Annotated in this window: 13 protein-coding genes and 1 pseudogene; 3 read left to right on the top strand and 11 right to left on the bottom strand. The window is 53.0% G+C overall.

From position 1 onward, the window contains the following. Window positions 1-510: 510 nt before the first annotated feature. Window positions 511-654: pseudogene (locus J4613_RS22710) on the top strand (fimbrial protein SteA); the annotation flags it as partial. 18 nt (window positions 655-672) lie between these two features. Here J4613_RS22710 and J4613_RS14010 read toward each other — a convergent pair. The 4 genes from J4613_RS14010 to rlmD form a co-directional block, all read right to left on the bottom strand. Beyond that, window positions 673-969, bottom strand: coding sequence for a type II toxin-antitoxin system RelE/ParE family toxin (locus J4613_RS14010; RefSeq protein WP_001261201.1), 297 nt, complete (start codon window positions 967-969; stop codon window positions 673-675). Then, window positions 935-1,291 carry a type II toxin-antitoxin system ParD family antitoxin gene (locus tag J4613_RS14005; protein WP_000480218.1) on the bottom strand — a complete coding sequence of 119 codons (357 nt, stop codon included), beginning with the start codon at window positions 1,289-1,291 and terminating at the stop codon, window positions 935-937. Before J4613_RS14005 ends, J4613_RS14010 begins: the two co-directional genes overlap by 35 nt. A gap of 83 nt (window positions 1,292-1,374) precedes the next feature. Then, complete coding sequence (gene relA / locus J4613_RS14000; protein WP_000226842.1) at window positions 1,375-3,609, bottom strand: GTP diphosphokinase; 2,235 nt, start codon at window positions 3,607-3,609, stop codon at window positions 1,375-1,377. A 51-nt stretch (window positions 3,610-3,660) separates the two neighbouring features. Beyond that, a complete protein-coding gene (gene rlmD, locus J4613_RS13995) occupies window positions 3,661-4,956 on the bottom strand; it encodes a 23S rRNA (uracil(1939)-C(5))-methyltransferase RlmD (RefSeq protein WP_000046855.1) in 1,296 nt (431 codons plus the stop codon). 57 nt (window positions 4,957-5,013) lie between these two features. On the opposite strand from rlmD, the gene barA reads away from it, so the two are divergent. Then, window positions 5,014-7,770 carry a two-component sensor histidine kinase BarA gene (gene barA / locus J4613_RS13990; protein WP_000186397.1) on the top strand — a complete coding sequence of 919 codons (2,757 nt, stop codon included), beginning with the start codon at window positions 5,014-5,016 and terminating at the stop codon, window positions 7,768-7,770. 43 nt (window positions 7,771-7,813) lie between these two features. Here the strand turns inward: barA and J4613_RS13985 are convergent, their stop codons facing one another. The 4 genes from J4613_RS13985 to gudP all read right to left on the bottom strand — a co-directional run bounded on the left by J4613_RS13985 (window position 7,814) and on the right by gudP (window position 13,090). Next, window positions 7,814-8,956: a glycerate kinase gene (locus J4613_RS13985; protein ID WP_000706477.1), complete on the bottom strand. Its 1,143-nt coding sequence runs from the start codon at window positions 8,954-8,956 to the stop codon at window positions 7,814-7,816. Between the two features lie 77 nt (window positions 8,957-9,033). After that, window positions 9,034-10,374 carry a glucarate dehydratase gene (gene gudD / locus J4613_RS13980; protein WP_000107113.1) on the bottom strand — a complete coding sequence of 447 codons (1,341 nt, stop codon included), beginning with the start codon at window positions 10,372-10,374 and terminating at the stop codon, window positions 9,034-9,036. Between the two features lie 20 nt (window positions 10,375-10,394). After that, window positions 10,395-11,735 (bottom strand): enolase C-terminal domain-like protein, encoded by a 1,341-nt coding sequence (locus J4613_RS13975; RefSeq protein ID WP_000211796.1) that lies wholly within the window; start codon window positions 11,733-11,735, stop codon window positions 10,395-10,397. Continuing rightward, a complete protein-coding gene (gene gudP, locus J4613_RS13970; RefSeq protein WP_000097015.1) occupies window positions 11,732-13,090 on the bottom strand; it encodes a galactarate/glucarate/glycerate transporter GudP in 1,359 nt (452 codons plus the stop codon). The genes J4613_RS13975 and gudP overlap by 4 nt, the downstream gene beginning before the upstream one ends. A 79-nt stretch (window positions 13,091-13,169) precedes the next feature. Here gudP and J4613_RS13965 point away from each other — a divergent pair, with 79 nt between their 5' ends. Continuing rightward, window positions 13,170-13,421, top strand: coding sequence for a hypothetical protein (locus J4613_RS13965; protein ID WP_001626563.1), 252 nt, complete (start codon window positions 13,170-13,172; stop codon window positions 13,419-13,421). 149 nt (window positions 13,422-13,570) lie between these two features. Here J4613_RS13965 and J4613_RS13960 read toward each other — a convergent pair whose 3' ends face one another. Genes J4613_RS13960 through J4613_RS13950 form a run of 3 tightly spaced genes read right to left on the bottom strand, consistent with a single transcriptional unit; the run spans window position 13,571 to window position 15,150 of the window. Beyond that, window positions 13,571-14,020, bottom strand: coding sequence for a flavodoxin (locus J4613_RS13960; RefSeq protein ID WP_000807736.1), 450 nt, complete (start codon window positions 14,018-14,020; stop codon window positions 13,571-13,573). A gap of 18 nt (window positions 14,021-14,038) precedes the next feature. After that, on the bottom strand, window positions 14,039-14,821 hold the full coding sequence (gene truC, locus J4613_RS13955) for a tRNA pseudouridine(65) synthase TruC (RefSeq protein WP_000890028.1): 783 nt from the start codon (window positions 14,819-14,821) through the stop codon (window positions 14,039-14,041). Continuing rightward, entirely contained in the window at window positions 14,821-15,150 is a 330-nt protein-coding gene (locus J4613_RS13950) for a YqcC family protein (protein WP_000207015.1), read from the bottom strand. Before J4613_RS13950 ends, truC begins: the two co-directional genes overlap by 1 nt. Between the last annotated feature and the right edge of the window lie 558 nt (window positions 15,151-15,708).

Genomic DNA, 15,708 nt, shown 5'->3' with positions numbered 1-15,708 from the left:
ATATATTGTTAACAGGTGTTGAATGCTACCTTTCCCGTATAACTTTAAAATTATTAATCGATACACAACAATATAATAATCATATAACTAATTTATTAAAAAAACAGATATTTGCACCAGACGTTATAAATAACATCAATTAAGTAAAAAAATCATGCAAACACTATAAGCACCCCACCCAAAGAGCCTTCCCTTTCAAAAAAAATAAATTATTTCACTTTTACGGAAAAACGAGTAGCATGCACGCCAGTTTAATATTCAAAAAAGACCGCTTTTTTGTTTTTTCTGGAACATACATGAAATAAATATATTGAAAGTATTACATATAATATTCTATGAGCAGATGCGATCATTCAGCTCATAAGAATATACTCATAAAAATGTAGAAATATAATATTTTTATTATGACCTATTTTTTACTCAAAGCCCGCAGCATGGCTCTATGCCGCATATCCCTTGGTATACGCGTACAAAATGCTGCCATAAAACACGTTAATTAAGGATAACACGATGAAGTCATCTCATTTTTGTAAACTGGCAGTAACTGCATCTTTAGTTATGGGAATTGTCTCCGGCGCTCAAGCCGCGGGTAGTAACACAGCGAAGGTCACTTTCCTTGGTAATATTGTTGATTCCCCCTGCTCTCTCACACTTGTTTTTTAGATAAAAAGGCTATAACCAATTTACATGCTTACCAGCATCCTGATTCTGGCTCAGAATACGTATCACGATAACTTCCGTAACTGATTGTATAAAATAGATAATATGCCTTTCAAACGGTAAGGCATAAATGTATTCACCCAGTTCAGGTCGAGGCGTGCCAATGTTATTGGCACTCATAATGCTGAATATTTCTGATAGATGATTAATATATCGATCGGCCTGTATTTCGCCAAAATGCTGCCAGCCGTAATGCCAGATATTTTCCAGATCTTCACTGGCCTTTGGCGTTAATTTTACCGTTCTCATCGGGTTTGATCATCCCTGTTTTGACCTTCCGTAAAAAGGCATCCTTTTCCCAGGCCTGCGGCTCTCCGCTGTTCAGACCTTCAGCCAGAAGTTCACGTAACGCCTGAAGTCGTGACTCGGCCTGTTTTTCCCTCAGCAGACGAAGAGACTCTCTGATCACTTCACTTTGTGTTCTGTAATCACCTGATTCTATGAGCGATTCAATAAACTCGCGCAGTTCATCGCCAAGATCAACGGTCATTGTTCTGGCCATAACAGCCTCCACTGTAAGTATAAATCTTACATAAGAGTACACCGGAAATGAAATGTACGTCAAAAACATACCCCATATCTCATGCTTATGGGGTTGCTAATGCGGCTTTGCTGAACGAGTAGCAAAGCCGCTACATTATTAGTGTCTGGGGTTTACCCCCCGTGCAGTCGCCGTGCATCAATCACATCCGGCACCTGGTTCAGCTTACCGAGCACGCGGCCCAGCACCTGCAGATTGTAGATCTCGATGGTCATATCAATGGTGGCGATCTGCTGTTTAATGTCGCTGCGGCTGGCGACGCCCAGCACGTTGACTTTTTCGTTAGCCAGAATGGTGGTGATATCACGTAGCAAGCCGCTGCGATCGTTGGCCTGGACGCGCACCACCAGCGAATATCCCGCCGAATAGCTTTCACCCCATACCGCCTCTACGATCCGCTCCGGCGCATGGGAGCGCAGTTCCGCCAGCTGTTCGCAGTCGGCCCGGTGCACGGAAATCCCCCGCCCCTGAGTAATGAAGCCGACAATTTCATCCCCCGGAATCGGCTGGCAGCAGCGGGCGATGTGGTGCATCAAATTACCCACGCCTTCTACCACCACGCGCCCGTCGTCTTTACGACGATTTTGCGGCGCGTATGTTTTTTGCTGAAGCTGTTTCAGCGCCGCTGCATCCTGCTCCTCTGCACTCGGCTTATTGAACTGCGATTGCAGGAAATTCACCATCTGATTAAGACGGATATCGCCGCCGCCTATCGCCGCCAGCAACTCTTCCAGCTCATTAAAGTTGTAGCGCGGCAGCAGATGTTTCTCGGCCTCTTTCAGGCTAATCCCCAAATGCGCCAGCTCATCGTCGAGGATCTGCCGTCCAGCCTGGATATTTTTGTCACGATCCTGCTTGCGGAACCAGGCGTGAATTTTCGAGCGTCCGCGGCTGGTCGTCACATAGCCCAGGTTTGGATTCAGCCAGTCGCGGCTGGGATTCGGCTGCTTCTGAGTGATAATTTCAACCTGATCGCCCATCTGCAACTGATAGGTGAATGGCACAATACGCCCACCAATTTTCGCGCCGATGCAGCGGTGCCCGACATCGCTGTGGATGTGGTAAGCAAAATCGAGCGGCGTAGATCCGGCAGGCAAGTCAACCACGTCGCCTTTTGGCGTAAAAACGTAGACCCGATCGTCAAACACCTGGCTGCGCACTTCATCCAGCATTTCGCCGGAGTCGGCCATCTCTTCCTGCCAGGCGATCAGCTTACGCAGCCACGCAATTCTGTCTTCATGACCGGAACGCACGCCGCCGGACGCGGCGCCTTCTTTATACTTCCAGTGTGCCGCCACGCCCAGTTCGGCGTCTTCATGCATCTGTTTGGTACGGATCTGGATCTCAACGGTTTTACCGCCCGGCCCCAGGACCACGGTGTGGATAGACTGGTAACCGTTCGGTTTCGGGTTAGCGACATAATCATCAAATTCATCCGGCAGGTGGCGATAGTGCGTATGCACTATCCCCAACGCGGCGTAGCAGTCTTGCAGACGTTCAGCGACAATACGCACGGCGCGCACGTCAAAGAGTTCATCAAACGCCAGATGCTTTTTCTGCATTTTTCGCCAGATGCTATAAATATGTTTTGGTCGTCCGTAGACTTCCGCCTGCACGCCTTCGTTTTTCATTTCGGCGCGCAGATGTCCAACAAACTCTTCGATGTAATGTTCGCGATCGAGACGGCGCTCATGCAGCAGTTTGGCGATGCGTTTGTATTCCGCCGGATGCAGGTAGCGGAAACAGTAGTCTTCCAGTTCCCACTTCAGTTGCCCGATGCCCAGACGATTAGCGAGCGGCGCATAGATGTTGGTACATTCTTTCGCCGCCAGCACGCGCTCATCTTCCGGCGCCTCTTTCACTTCGCGCAAATGAGCGATTCGCTCGGCCAGTTTGATCACCACGCAGCGGAAATCATCCACCATCGCCAATAACATTCGACGGACGTTATCAACCTGCTCCGAAGAAACAGAGTCGTTATGAGTGGCGTTTAGCTGACGGATCGCCGCCATATCGCGCACGCCATGAATCAGGGTAACGATAGATTTGCCAACGCTTTCGCGCAGTACATCTTCGCTGACTACGTTGGCATCGGCCAGAGGGAACAGTAGCGCCGCCCGCAGCGTGTCGATATCCATACTCAGCGTGGAAAGAATTTCTACCATCTCCACGCCACGCCACAGCAACAGATCCGCATCCGGATGTCCTTGTGTCTGTTGCAGGCAATACGCCCAGGTTTCGGCTAAGCGCTCACACGACTGCTGGCTGGAAATTCCCAGGCTTGCGATCCACTTCTTCGGATCAAATTCACCAGCTTTATTAATATGTGCACTTCTTACCGCGACCATCGTCCTCTCCTTAAGGGACCAGGCCTACCGAAGTCGGTAAGCCGGTAATCATTACATGCGCTCGAACAGAACCATTGATTCCAGATGTCCTGTGTGCGGGAACATGTCGAGCATCGCTAAACGCGTAACCTCATATCCCGCATTGACCAGCGCTTCACTATCGCGCGCCAGCGTCGCCGGGTTACAGGATACATAAACAATGCGAATAGGTTTTAATTTTATAATATGTCGCATCACTCCTGTAGCCCCCGCACGCGCAGGATCGAGTAAGACTTTGTCAAAGCCGTTTTTCGCCCACGGCTGCTTCGTGACATCTTCCTCCAGGTTCTCATGGAAGAATGTCACATTATGTAAACCATTGCGGATGGCGTTTTCACGGCCTTTTTCTACCAGCGCCGGAACGCCCTCAACCCCAATCACGCTTGCCGCGCGCGTTGCCAGCGGCAGCGTAAAATTCCCCATTCCGCAGAACAGATCCAGGACACGATCCTCGGCGCGCACATCAAGCCACTCCAGCGCGCGGGCGACCATTTGCTGGTTTACCGCCTCATTAACCTGAATAAAGTCTCGCGGACTGAAGGCTAAACGTAAGCCGTGCGAATCATACCAGGGCGCCTCGCCAGATACCGTTTCCAGTATCTCGCTAAACGGCGCCAGAAACAGAGACAATCCCTCAGAATGCGAAAAGCGTTCCAGTTTTTCTTTATCCGCCGCACTTAATGGCGCGGTATGGCGCAGAATCATCAGCGTACCGCTTCCCGCCTGTACCAGCTCAACATGCCCAAGATGTCGGGTGCCGTGTAAACTCGCCAGACACGCCCTGATTCGGGGCAGCAATGCTTCAAGCTGGGGCGCCAAAACGGGGCACTGTTCGACATTGACGATATCGCTGGAACCCGCTTTGCGAAATCCCATTTGCAGCGGTTTATCCGGCGGGCAATTCAGACTTAACCGCGCACGACGCCGATAACCCCAGGGCGCGCCGGCGATGATGTCATTCACCTCGTGTTTCATCAAACGCGCCAGCGCCGCGCTTTTGCTGCGTTGTTGCAGGGCGATGCTGACATGCTGTTGCTGACAACCGCCGCAGACGCCAAAATGCGGGCAGCGCGGCGTTTCTCGTTCCGGGCTATCATTCAAACGGCGCGAAACGCGTGCGCGGGCAAATTGCTTTTTATCTTCTGTAATAATGACTTCTGCGCTTTCCTCAGGCAATAAACCGGGGATAAACAGCGCCTTTCCGTTATGACGGGCTACGCCCTGACCAAATGAATCGAGGTCATTGACTTTAACGGTTATGATCTGACGCGTCGTCACGCGCCGTTTTGCAGAGTAGAATTGCGCCATCGACCAGCTTTTTCTCAATTTAACAGTGTGACCCTAATTGTCCCATAACGGAACTCCATGACCAACTACAGCCTGCGCGCACGCATGATGATTCTGATCCTGGCCCCGACCGTCCTGATAGGTTTGCTGCTCAGTATCTTTTTTGTAGTGCACCGCTATAACGACCTGCAGCGTCAACTGGAAGATGCCGGCGCCAGTATTATTGAACCGCTCGCCGTCTCCAGCGAATATGGTATGAACTTACAAAACCGGGAGTCTATCGGCCAACTTATCAGCGTCCTGCACCGCAGACACTCTGATATTGTGCGGGCGATTTCCGTTTATGACGATCATAACCGCCTGTTTGTAACGTCTAATTTCCATCTGGACCCCTCACAGATGCAGCTTCCCGCCGGAGCGCCGTTTCCACGTCGTCTGAGCGTCGATCGCCACGGCGATATTATGATTCTGCGCACCCCGATTATCTCGGAGAGCTATTCGCCGGACGAGTCAGCGATTGCCGACGCGAAAAATACCAAAAATATGCTGGGATATGTGGCGCTTGAACTGGATCTCAAGTCGGTAAGGCTACAGCAATACAAAGAGATTTTTATCTCCAGCGTAATGATGCTTTTTTGTATTGGCATTGCGCTGATCTTTGGCTGGCGGCTTATGCGCGATGTCACCGGGCCTATCCGTAATATGGTGAATACCGTTGACCGCATTCGCCGCGGACAACTGGATAGCCGGGTGGAAGGATTTATGCTGGGCGAGCTGGACATGCTGAAAAACGGCATTAATTCCATGGCGATGTCGCTCGCCGCCTATCACGAAGAGATGCAGCATAATATCGATCAGGCCACCTCGGACCTGCGTGAAACCCTTGAGCAGATGGAAATCCAAAACGTTGAGCTGGATCTGGCGAAAAAGCGCGCCCAGGAAGCGGCGCGTATTAAGTCGGAGTTCCTGGCGAACATGTCGCACGAACTGCGAACGCCGCTGAACGGCGTCATTGGCTTTACCCGCCTGACATTAAAAACGGAGCTGAATCCCACCCAGCGCGACCATCTGAACACCATTGAGCGTTCTGCGAATAATCTGCTGGCGATCATTAATGACGTGCTCGACTTCTCCAAGCTGGAAGCCGGTAAACTCATTCTGGAAAGTATCCCTTTTCCACTGCGTAATACGCTGGATGAAGTGGTTACGCTGCTGGCCCACTCGTCGCATGATAAAGGGCTGGAGTTGACGTTAAATATTAAAAACGACGTCCCGGATAATGTGATTGGCGACCCGCTGCGCCTGCAACAGGTCATTACTAATCTGGTGGGTAATGCCATTAAGTTCACCGAGAGTGGCAATATCGATATTCTGGTAGAAAAGCGGGCGCTCAGTAACACCAAAGTACAGATTGAAGTGCAGATCCGGGATACGGGGATCGGCATTCCGGAGCGCGACCAGTCGCGACTGTTTCAGGCGTTTCGCCAGGCCGATGCCAGTATTTCTCGCCGTCACGGCGGCACCGGGCTTGGGCTGGTGATTACGCAAAAGCTGGTCAACGAAATGGGCGGGGATATCTCTTTCCACAGCCAGCCTAATCGCGGCTCGACCTTCTGGTTTCATATTAATCTTGATCTTAACCCAAATGTCATTATTGACGGGCCGTCGACCGCGTGTCTGGCCGGGAAACGACTGGCTTATATCGAACCGAATGCTACCGCCGCGCAATGTACCCTGGATCTGCTGAGCGACACGCCGGTGGAAGTGGTTTACAGCCCGACCTTCTCCGCGCTGCCGTTAGCGCACTACGATATTATGATTTTGAGCGTTCCGGTGACCTTCCGCGAGCCGCTCACCATGCAGCATGAACGTCTGGCGAAAGCGGCGTCAATGACGGACTTTCTACTGCTGGCGCTACCTTGCCATGCGCAAATTAACGCCGAAAAGCTGAAACAAGGAGGCGCGGCGGCCTGTCTGTTAAAACCATTGACGTCAACGCGCCTGTTGCCAGCGCTGACAGAATATTGCCAGTTGAATCACCATCCTGAACCGCTGCTAATGGATACCAGTAAAATCACCATGACGGTTATGGCGGTTGATGATAATCCCGCTAATCTGAAGCTTATCGGCGCGTTACTGGAAGATAAAGTCCAGCACGTAGAGCTTTGTGATAGCGGACATCAGGCGGTGGATCGGGCGAAACAAATGCAGTTTGATCTGATTTTGATGGATATTCAGATGCCGGATATGGACGGCATACGCGCCTGCGAATTGATTCACCAGCTTCCTCATCAGCAGCAAACACCGGTTATTGCCGTTACGGCACATGCGATGGCCGGGCAAAAAGAGAAGTTGCTCAGCGCGGGCATGAACGACTATCTGGCTAAACCGATAGAAGAAGAGAAGTTGCATAATCTGTTGCTGCGCTATAAACCTGGCGCCAACGTAGCAGCGCGTCTGATGGCGCCGGAACCAGCTGAATTTATCTTCAATCCGAATGCAACGCTCGACTGGCAGCTTGCGCTCCGCCAGGCTGCCGGTAAGCCCGATCTGGCGCGGGATATGCTGCAAATGCTGATTGATTTTCTGCCGGAAGTGCGCAACAAAATTGAAGAACAACTGGTGGGAGAAAATCCCAACGGCCTGGTCGATCTGGTCCATAAGCTACACGGGAGCTGCGGCTATAGCGGCGTACCGCGGATGAAGAACCTTTGCCAGCTTATTGAGCAACAGCTTCGCAGCGGCGTCCACGAAGAGGAGCTGGAGCCTGAGTTTCTGGAGCTGCTGGATGAGATGGATAATGTCGCGCGTGAAGCGAAGAAGATATTAGGCTGATATTCGCCGGATGGCGGCGTGACCGCCTTATCCGGCCTACAACTCAGCGTAACTGTTGCCCCGCTTTCAGCGTTGCAGCCACGTTGCGCGCGGTCATTCGTACGTTTTCACTCGCATTCTTCAGCGCGTCCTCCAGCGTGCAGATGGTATAAATCACGCTGAAAACGGCATCAAGCCCATGTTCATGAACCACGCCAACGTCCGCCGTCAGGCTACCCGCTATACCAATTACCGGCTTGTTATACCGTTTGGCGATGTTTGCCACGCCAATAGGGACTTTACCGTGAATGGTCTGGCTGTCGATGCGTCCCTCGCCGGTGATGACTAAATCAGCATCCGCAAGACACGCTTCCAGATGAAGCGCATCGGTGACAATCTCAATACCACGCCGTAGCTGCGCGCCGCAAAACGCGTATAACGCCGCCCCCATGCCGCCTGCCGCGCCGCCGCCTGCCAGATCCAACACATCGACATGCAGATCGCGGGCAATCAAATGCGCATAGCGAGTCAATGCCGTATCCAGGCGTTCAATCATTTCCGGCGTCGCCCCTTTTTGCGGACCAAAAACCGCAGACGCGCCCTCTTTGCCGGTAAGGGGATTCGTGACATCGCAGGCGACCTCTATATGGCACGCCGACAAACGCTTATCCAGGCCGCTGATATCAATGCTGGCGAGTGTTTCCAGCCCAATGCCGCCTTGCGCAATATCATTGCCCTGCGCATCCCGTAGCCTGGCCCCCAGCGCCTGTACCATCCCCGCGCCGCCATCGTTGGTGGCGCTACCGCCGATACCAATAATGATATGCTCAACGCCCGCATCCAGCGCATGACGGATCAGCTCGCCGGTTCCCCATGATGTGGTCTTCAACGGATCGCGTTGCGCGGGCGGCACCTGCTCCAGCCCGCTGGCGGCCGCCATTTCAATGAACGCGGAACGCGCATCGCCGGAAAGCCCATAAAACGCATTGACGCGATGCCCCAACGGCCCGGTGACCTCAACATGCACGATTCGACCCGCCGTCGCTTCAACCATCGCTTCGACAGTACCTTCTCCGCCATCAGCCAGCGGCAATTTCAGGTAATCGGCGTCAGGCCAGATCTCGCGAAATCCTTGTTCAATGGCGGTCGCTACCTCAAGAGCACTCAAACTTTCCTTATACGAGTCTGGTGCGATCACTATTTTCATAAGTCGTCCTTACGCATGTTGATCCTGTTAAGCATACACCCAGAGAAGCACCGGTTCCTTACGGAACCGGTTCTGACTTAACGCACCATGCAAGGACGCTTATTATCAAACGTCCAGCCAGGAATTAAGTACTGCATTCCCATCGCGTCGTCACGCGCGCCTAAGCCATGTTTTTGATAGAGCTCATGCGCTTTCATCACCTGATCCATATCGAGCTCAACGCCCAGACCCGGTTTGGTCGGTACTTGCACCATGCCGCCTTTAATTTCAAACGGTTCTTTAGTCAGACGTTGGTTGCCTTCCTGCCAGATCCAGTGGGTATCGATCGCGGTGATCTTGCCCGGCGCCGCCGCGGCAACATGGGTAAACATCGCCAACGAAATATCAAAGTGGTTGTTAGAGTGCGAGCCCCAGGTCAGACCGAACTCATGACACATTTGCGCCACGCGTACAGAGCCTTGCATAGTCCAGAAGTGCGGGTCCGCCAGCGGGATATCGACGGATTGCAGCGACAGCGTATGCCCCATTTGACGCCAGTCGGTCGCTATCATATTGGTGGCCGTCGGTAATCCGGTCGCGCGACGGAATTCCGCCATCACTTCACGTCCGGAAAAACCCTGCTCCGCGCCGCACGGATCTTCTGCATAGGCCAGAGAACCTTTCAGGTATTTACCAATGCTGATCGCTTCGTTCAGCGACCAGGCACCGTTTGGATCGAGCGTGACGCGCGCTTGTGGGAAACGTTTCGCCAGCGCCACGATTGACTCGGCCTCTTCTTCGCCCGCCAGCACGCCGCCTTTCAGTTTGAAGTCGTTGAAGCCGTATTTTTCATAGGCGGCTTCCGCCAGACGCACTACCGTTTCCGGCGTCATCGCCTCTTCATGGCGCAGACGATACCAGTCGCATTGCTCATCCGGCTGGCTCTGATACGGCAGCGGCGTAGCCTTGCGATTACCGACAAAGAACAGATAACCCAGCATTTCGACTTCGCTGCGCTGCTGACCGTCGCCTAACAGCGAAGCGACGTTGACGCCCAGGTGTTGGCCCAAAAGGTCAAGCATTGCCGCTTCAATACCAGTCACCACATGGATAGTGGTACGGAGATCGAATGTTTGTAAACCGCGTCCGCCCGCATCGCGATCGGCAAACTGGTTGCGAACGGCGGTCAGGACATTTTTATATTCACCCAGCGTTTTTCCCACCACCAGTGGGATCGCATCTTCCAGCGTTTTGCGAATTTTTTCGCCGCCCGGAATCTCGCCGACCCCGGTATGGCCGGAGTTATCTTTAATAATGACGATGTTGCGCGTGAAGAACGGGGCGTGCGCGCCGCTCAGGTTCATCAGCATACTGTCATGACCCGCAACCGGGATAACCTGCATTTCAGTCACTACAGGCGTCGTAAATTGAGTACTCATAACTGTGTCCTTATTCAGAATTAGTGACGACCAAAAACAGGGCGTTTGCGGTCAAAAGTCCAGCCGGGGATCAGGTATTGCATCGGGCCTGCATCATTACGCGCGCCGCCTGGCAGCTTTTTATACGCGTCATGCGCTTTTCGCACCTGTTCCCAGTCAAGCTCCACGCCCAGTCCTGGCGCATCCGGAACGGCAATTTTGCCGTTTTTAATTTCCAGCGGATTTTTAGTCAGGCGGCAATCGCCCTCCTGCCAGATCCAGTGCGTATCAATAGCGGTGGGTTTGCCTGGCGCCGCCGCGCCGACATGGGTAAACATCGCCAGTGAAATATCAAAATGGTTATTCGAATGGCAGCCCCAGGTTAGCCCCCAGTCATCGCACAGTTGCGCCACGCGAACGGCGCCGGTGAGAGTCCAGAAATGCGGGTCGGCAAGAGGAATATCTACCGCGTTGAGCATCACTGCATGCCCCATTTCGCGCCAGTTGGTGGCAATCATATTGGTCGCCACCGGCAGTCCTGTCGCGCGGCGGAACTCCGCCATGACTTCACGACCAGAGAATCCTTGCTCCGCGCCGCACGGATCTTCCGCGTAGGTCAGTACATCTTTCAGCCCTTTGCACAACGCAATGGCTTCATCCAGTAGCCAGGCGCCGTTCGGATCCACGGTAATACGCGCGTCCGGGAAGCGTTTTTTTAGCGCGCGAACGGTATCAATCTCTTGTTCGCCCGGCAGCACGCCGCCCTTGAGTTTAAAATCTTTAAAGCCGTAGCGATCCTGAGACGCTTCCGCCAGCCGCACGACCGCGTCGCTGTCCAGCGCTTCCTGATGGCGCAGGCGATACCATTCATGACTGCCCGGCGTGCTTTCCAGATACGGCAGATCGGTTTTAGTGCGATCGCCAATATAGAAGAGATAGCCCAACACGGTGACGGCATCGCGCTGTTTACCGGGTCCTAACAGTTCACAGACCGGCACATTAAGCGCCTGCCCCAGTAGATCAAGCAGCGCCGCTTCCAAAGCTGCCACCGCGTTAACCCGCAGTTCAAACGTCCATGCGCCTTTACCAAAGGTGTCAAAATCAGCAGCCTGGTTGCCTTTATGCACCTGCTGCACCACTTTGTTCAGGCGGGCGACTTCCTGGCCTAATACCATCGGAATAGCATCGACCAGCGTCTGATAAATCACTTCTCCGCCCGGCGCCTCGCCGACGCCAGTATGCCCGGCGTTATCGGTGAGGACGACGATGTTACGGGTGAAGTACGCGTTATGCGCGCCGCCGATGTTGAGTAGCATACTGTCATGTCCGGCAACCGGAATGACCTTCATGTCCGTAATAACGGGACTGGATTGCGTTGTCATGATAATTGTCCTGCGACAGGTTTCAGTTCAATACGCTTAATATCGCCTACCAGCACCAGATAGCTGATGATGGCCACCAGGGCATGTACGCCGACATAGATCAACGCGCCGTTGAAGGAACCGGTGGTGCCAACGATGTAACCAATCGCGATTGGCGTCACAATACCGGAGATATTGCCGAACATATTAAACAAGCCGCCGGAAAGACCGCTGATCTCTTTCGGCGCGGTATCCGCCATTACTGCCCAGCCCAACGCGCCGATACCTTTACCGAAGAAGGCCAACGCCATAAAGCCGATGATCATCCATTCCACGTTCACATAGTTACAGAACACCATAACCATTGACAGCAACATCCCCAGCACAATCGGCGTCTTGCGCGCGATATTCAGGGAGCCAGTACGACGCATCAGCCAGTCGGAAATGATGCCGCCCAACACGCCGCCGATAAAGCCGCAGACCGCAGGAACCGAGGCGACAAAGCCCGCTTTGAGAATCGACATGCCGCGCGCCTGGACCAAATAGACCGGGAACCAGGTAATAAAGAAATAGGTCAATGCGTTAATACAGTACTGACCGATGTAAACGCCAATCATCATACGAGAGCCCAGCAGCTGTTTGATCTGGCCCCATTTGACGCTAAACGGTACTTTCGCTTTGGTGTCTTTCTGATCCATATTGATCAGCGCGCCGCCTTCTGCGATGTACTCCAACTCTTTCTTATTTACGCCCGGATGGTTATTTGGTTCATGGATAACTTTCAACCAGATAAAGCTGATGATGATCCCTAACCCGCCCATAAAGAAGAAGACATGCGACCAGCCCACTTCGTGCGTCAGCCAGCCCATAATCGGCGCGAAAATAACCGTGGCAAAGTATTGCGCGGAGTTAAAGATGGCCACCGCCGTTCCCCTCTCCTGCGCCGGGAACCAGGCCGCAACGATGCGACTGTTGCCCGGGAAAGAAGGCGATTCCGCCAGACCGACCAGGAAACGAAGCGTAAAGAGGGCGACAATAATGCCGAAACCACTAAAGATATCGACAAAACCCTGCAACAGGGTGAAGACTGACCAAATGAAAATAGACCAGAAATAGACGCGTTTGGAACCAAAGCGGTCCAGCAGCCAGCCGCCCGGGATCTGCCCGATAACATAGGCCCATGAAAAAGCAGAAAAAACATAGCCCATACCTACCGGATCAAGGCCGATATCTTTGGCCATTTCTGAGCCGGCAATGGACAATGTGGCGCGGTCGCCGTAGTTGAAGGATGTGACGATAAACAGCATCACCACTATCCAGTAGCGGGCGTTCGTGCGTTTCTCCGCACTGCTCGCCGCGTGACTTAATGAACTCATTGTTGCACTCCTGAAATTTCGCGTTAGCTACGCTCACTCTGAACTGCACAACCGGTAGGGAATCAGAGATAACGTTTCCTTGTTGCAGCTTTTATTAGGTCGTTTGCTTTGCACGCTGCATGCTTTTATTCACTGGCAGGAGAAGTATAAAAAGCGCGCCACACACACTCACCGTGCAACAACACAGTATTTTGGCGATGAATTACGCCTGTTTATGGCAAAAGCCCAGGACAGTGGAAGCCACTTCACGGAAATGAAATCAGAAGGCGTCGGCGTCGACGCAGGAGGAGTAAAAAGAGAAGAATGTGAAACAGGTCGCTTGATTACATGAAAACGCCCGTAAAAAACTGCCGCTTTTGCGGGCATATGCCCAAAGCTAACACGATTCAGTTACTTTACACTGTGTACAGGTCGTGATTTTGCTTACTGGCAACGCAAGCAAACGAAAAGGTACCCTCCCGTAGGGGGGAGGGATTTACCTCAGGAAAGTAAAGTTCCCCAGTTTTCAACCCAGGGATTGGACTGGCTCTCCGGCTCCGGATGTTCGCTGGCGTCAATGAATAACATCTCCCCCACCCGCTGCGCGCTTTGCTCTTGCAACAGGGCATCAAACTGTTTGCCGCCATTACAGAAATTGGGGTAGCTGCTATCACCTAGCGCAATCACCCCGTAACGCAGGTTTGGCTGAAAACCCAACGTATCTTTAATGCCGTGAAAGAGCGGCGCAATGCTATCCGGTAGATCGCCCTGCCCGGTCGTCGAGGTAACGACCAGCGCAACCTTATCCTGATATTGCTGCCAGTCGGACAGTTCAGGATCTTCAAACACGGTCGCGCTGTGGCCCTGTCTGGCGAGGATCGCTTCCGCTTCTTCCGCCACCAGCAGTGAGTTGCCATACATGGTCCCGACAAAAATACCAATTTCTGCCATTATGCGTATCTCCCTGAATTATGCCTGATGAGTCTCATCCTGCCGGGACGCCGCCGTAAACTCAACCCTTTCATTGTCAGGGAGAAGTCCACGCCAGCCAAACTGTGTCAGCGCCTGCATCCAGGTTTCATCCAACCCGGCCTGAATTATCAACGGCTGTCCGGTGAAGGGGTGCGTCAGTTCAAGCCGACTGGCATGAAGCATCAGGCGACGACAGGCAAAATGCTCTGCGGCGCTGCGGTTTTGTCGCAAATCGCCATGCTTGCTGTCGCCGATGATAGGATGACGCAGATGCGCCAGATGACGACGAAGCTGGTGCTTGCGTCCCGTTTTTGGTTCCAGCTCAACCAGGCCATAACGCGTGGTGGGATAACGCCCGGTCGGCACAGCCATTTCGACCGTCGCCAGCCCGCGATACTGCGTTACAGCCGGCTGGGGCGCTTTATCTTCGCGGGCGAATTTATCGGCAATTTTATCGCGCTCTTCCACCAGCGGATAATCCAGTACCGCGTCATCCATCAGCCAGCCGCGCACAATGGCATGGTAGCGTTTACGGATGTGGTGCTGCTCGAACTGCTGCGCCAGACGGCGTCCCGCTTCGCTGGACAGCCCCATTAACAGTACGCCCGACGTGGGCCTGTCGAGACGGTGGGCGGTAAAAACATGCTGGCCGATTTGGTCGCGCACCGTTTGCATGACCACGACTTTTTCGTCGCGATCCAGCCAGCTCCGGTGAACAAGCCAGCCTGCGGGTTTATTCACGGCAACCAGCCACGGGTCTTGATAGAGGATCTCCAGCATCAGGATTTATCGCGGACGAATAGCGCATCCAGATCCTGCAAAACCGCCAGGATCGCCTCCCGCTGCGGATGATCCGCCGCCAGCGCCATTTCATAATAAGGGGCGACGGCAAACGCCTCGGGCAGCGGCTGCGCATTATCAAGTAGGGTATGCATACGTGGGATCAATACCCATTGCAGCCATTCCAGCGGTTCCATGGTATCCATAAAAAATGGTTGGGTGCTGGTAAACAGGTGCGCCTGCGGCGCATCCTGCCGCCAGTGGCGATGCTCGCGCAGCAGCGTTTCAAGCGCATGTAACTGCTGACGCACACGGTCATGAGTCGTCATGTTAAAAACCTCAATGATGAAAATCTGGCGCGCAGAATAACAAAAAAAAGGGAGCACTGTATAAACAGTGCTCCCGGTTCGTTTCGCAGCATTCCAGCTACTTTTCGTGCTCCCTGCTCATCCGTGACAACTTTTCCTGTGACCTTACGGCCTGTTCATCCTGAACGTTTGCATCCTGCGCACATCGCCCGATGTGATAGCTTCTTCCTGAAGCGTCCCTGGTCATCCAGACCCGCCGAACATCCTGATCGGCTCTCGTTCTCCGTCCTGGAGGTGTCCTTTAACGCATCCTGCGCTTTCCACTTTGCTTCATCCTGAAGCCTTTCCTTGTAACACCATCCTGGCGTGTCCTGCCGAAGCGTCATCATCCTGACGTTCGCTTCGTTGTACGACTCCCTGTCGACGAAGATAGAATCGCCTGTTTCACCTTGTCTTACAAGACGCTTACAGACAATACCTTAAGTAAATTTTCATATGAAAGTGCGCAAAACATTTTAATTAGTTGTTTTATATAGACTTACATAAGAAAACGGGACTCAGTATCCGCTGATATCCTGG

It is taken from the genome of Salmonella sp. 32020114201800008SM (assembly GCF_017572025.1).
Taxonomy (GTDB): Bacteria; Pseudomonadota; Gammaproteobacteria; order Enterobacterales; family Enterobacteriaceae; genus Salmonella; species Salmonella enterica.
The sequence above is the reverse complement of the archived record's forward strand: the minus strand, read 5'-3'. Positions and strand labels throughout refer to the sequence as shown.

Coding starts and splice junctions, on each gene's coding strand:
- J4613_RS14010 (WP_001261201.1), bottom strand. CDS start 969: ATGAGAACGGTAAAATTAACGCCAAAGGCCAGTGAAGATCTGGAAAAT.
- J4613_RS14005 (WP_000480218.1), bottom strand. CDS start 1,291: ATGTTTTTGACGTACATTTCATTTCCGGTGTACTCTTATGTAAGATTT.
- relA (WP_000226842.1), bottom strand. CDS start 3,609: ATGGTCGCGGTAAGAAGTGCACATATTAATAAAGCTGGTGAATTTGAT.
- rlmD (WP_000046855.1), bottom strand. CDS start 4,956: ATGGCGCAATTCTACTCTGCAAAACGGCGCGTGACGACGCGTCAGATC.
- barA (WP_000186397.1), top strand. CDS start 5,014: ATGACCAACTACAGCCTGCGCGCACGCATGATGATTCTGATCCTGGCC.
- J4613_RS13985 (WP_000706477.1), bottom strand. CDS start 8,956: ATGAAAATAGTGATCGCACCAGACTCGTATAAGGAAAGTTTGAGTGCT.
- gudD (WP_000107113.1), bottom strand. CDS start 10,374: ATGAGTACTCAATTTACGACGCCTGTAGTGACTGAAATGCAGGTTATC.
- J4613_RS13975 (WP_000211796.1), bottom strand. CDS start 11,735: ATGACAACGCAATCCAGTCCCGTTATTACGGACATGAAGGTCATTCCG.
- gudP (WP_000097015.1), bottom strand. CDS start 13,090: ATGAGTTCATTAAGTCACGCGGCGAGCAGTGCGGAGAAACGCACGAAC.
- J4613_RS13960 (WP_000807736.1), bottom strand. CDS start 14,020: ATGGCAGAAATTGGTATTTTTGTCGGGACCATGTATGGCAACTCACTG.
- truC (WP_000890028.1), bottom strand. CDS start 14,821: ATGCTGGAGATCCTCTATCAAGACCCGTGGCTGGTTGCCGTGAATAAA.
- J4613_RS13950 (WP_000207015.1), bottom strand. CDS start 15,150: ATGACGACTCATGACCGTGTGCGTCAGCAGTTACATGCGCTTGAAACG.